We start from the raw sequence: 1,706 nt of genomic DNA, 5'->3' as shown, positions 1-1,706 counted from the left end.
TTTATGGTGTAATAACTTGGTTTTGATAAGTAAGTGGTGACTTACTTAATTGCTTACTTAAGTAAAGGTATTTATGTCTGAATCAAATGAAAATCATCGTTTGACTCCTGAACAACTTGAATCAATCGGTAAGTCTCTATATGGGACAAGTTTTAAGATTCAACTTGCTGATTTTTTGGGAGTTGATCGGCGCAGAATAAACCACTGGTTAGATGGCGATCGTCCAATTCCAGTAGGGATTACCACTGAACTACTAGAAATTGCAAGAAAACGAAAGGAAGAGATTGAAGGAGCAATTCATCTATTAGAAAAAATTCTAGGAAGCTAAATCTTGACTTGTGCCCAAAGTGAGCACAAAATAAAAATAAGACAGAGCAGTAGGGCGCTGTCATGAACCACTAGGTGGCAAGTTATGAACGAATTAATTTTTCAGATATTACATTCCTTTCGAGTGCCAAAAACTGAATCTATAAACAACATCGCTGAATAAGGGGAAAACTATGTATATGAAATCCTCGATTCAATCGTATGAAGCCAGTGATATTGCGGATGGTTATGCTTTGGCCTATGAACAGGTTGCAGATTTAGCAGCTATGATTAGCGCAATAAGGCATTTATGTGAAAAAAATATCCAATATATTCACAAGGTTTATGATGTTCCGGAATCCGTATTCCAAGAGTTGAAACGTATTTTCAATATCATCGATGGATTGATTCAGGAGTCTTTAGAGTTTAGTAAGGCTCAGGAATATTCTTATCAGAACTGAGTGTGAATTTTGCTAGATTAAAATTATAAATTTAGAGCTCATTTTAAATGGGCTTTAAATTTAAAAATGTTAAAATAAAATAAAATATTAATGAGTTTTTGTACTTATGGGGATTAGTTCAGTTTTACTTTTGCTTTCAGTAAGTGTTTTTTATACATCTTATCTTTATGCAGGTGTTTCAGTACGTGGGTATTATCGTAGTAATGGCACTTATGTTAGCCCTCATATGCGCTCTAGTCCGGATGGGCATTTTTATAATAATTGGAGTACGGCCGGTAATATCAACCCATATACAGGTAAAGTTGGGACTAAGACTACTCCTTCAGTAAGTGGTTATACTTATAATTACACAGGAGTGAAAGCAAGCACTTATCCAGAAACGTATAAAACGCAATATGAAGTTCCTTCTCGTCAAATCCCTGATCAATCAACTAAGATGGTTCAGGAAGAGATTAATAAAACAAATAACACAGACGCAAGGTCTACTGGAGAGGCTGTGGGGAATGTATCAATAGCAAGTTTTCTTTCATCCGGTAAGAATGAAGAAAAAAGTATTATTGAAAATGGTATATCTTGGACTTTATTAACAAAAAATAAATCTGATGCATCGTATGTTAGATCTGGTGTACATGAATATTACAGTGATGGTTATCCTATAATTTCTATGTTATTTACTGGGGTGATGAAACCTAATGGTCGTTTGACATGGTTAGGAAAGCGTTTTGTTAAAGTTAAAGTAAACTGTAGTACTCATCATGTAGCCTTAGTCGCTGATGCAATCATTAGTTCTGATGGGACTGTTGTAAAAGATATCGTTTATAGAGAAGGCGATAGTGTTAAGTGGGCAGATATCAATATATTTTATAATAAAGATGAATTTTATAAGATAGCAAAAGTATGCATTTGAGATATGCATCTCAAATGCGTCAAATCTTAGCA

Annotated in this window: 3 protein-coding genes; all 3 read left to right on the top strand. The window is 34.3% G+C overall.

Features of this window, described 5'->3' with window-relative positions; translation table 11 throughout:
* Window positions 1-73: 73 nt before the first annotated feature.
* The 3 genes from AWW72_RS16585 (at window position 74) to AWW72_RS19700 (ending at window position 1,674) form a co-directional block, all read left to right on the top strand.
* Window positions 74-328 carry a hypothetical protein gene (locus AWW72_RS16585; protein ID WP_062848058.1) on the top strand — a complete coding sequence of 85 codons (255 nt, stop codon included), beginning with the start codon at window positions 74-76 and terminating at the stop codon, window positions 326-328.
* 178 nt (window positions 329-506) lie between these two features.
* Window positions 507-767: a hypothetical protein gene (locus tag AWW72_RS16580; protein ID WP_062848060.1), complete on the top strand. Its 261-nt coding sequence runs from the start codon at window positions 507-509 to the stop codon at window positions 765-767.
* Between the two features lie 106 nt (window positions 768-873).
* Window positions 874-1,674, top strand: coding sequence for a hypothetical protein (locus AWW72_RS19700; protein ID WP_249409180.1), 801 nt, complete (start codon window positions 874-876; stop codon window positions 1,672-1,674).
* The last annotated feature ends 32 nt before the right edge of the window (window positions 1,675-1,706 follow it).

This window comes from Acinetobacter sp. NRRL B-65365 (genome assembly GCF_001605865.1).
Classification (GTDB): Bacteria; Pseudomonadota; Gammaproteobacteria; order Pseudomonadales; family Moraxellaceae; genus Acinetobacter; species Acinetobacter vivianii.
This window is presented reverse-complemented; position numbering and strand designations above follow the sequence as displayed.

Excerpts from the sequence above, each read along its gene's own strand:
- AWW72_RS16580 (WP_062848060.1), top strand. The coding sequence starts at position 507 with ATGAAATCCTCGATTCAATCGTATGAAGCCAGTGATATTGCGGATGGT.
- AWW72_RS19700 (WP_249409180.1), top strand. The coding sequence starts at position 874 with ATGGGGATTAGTTCAGTTTTACTTTTGCTTTCAGTAAGTGTTTTTTAT.
- AWW72_RS16585 (WP_062848058.1), top strand. The coding sequence starts at position 74 with ATGTCTGAATCAAATGAAAATCATCGTTTGACTCCTGAACAACTTGAA.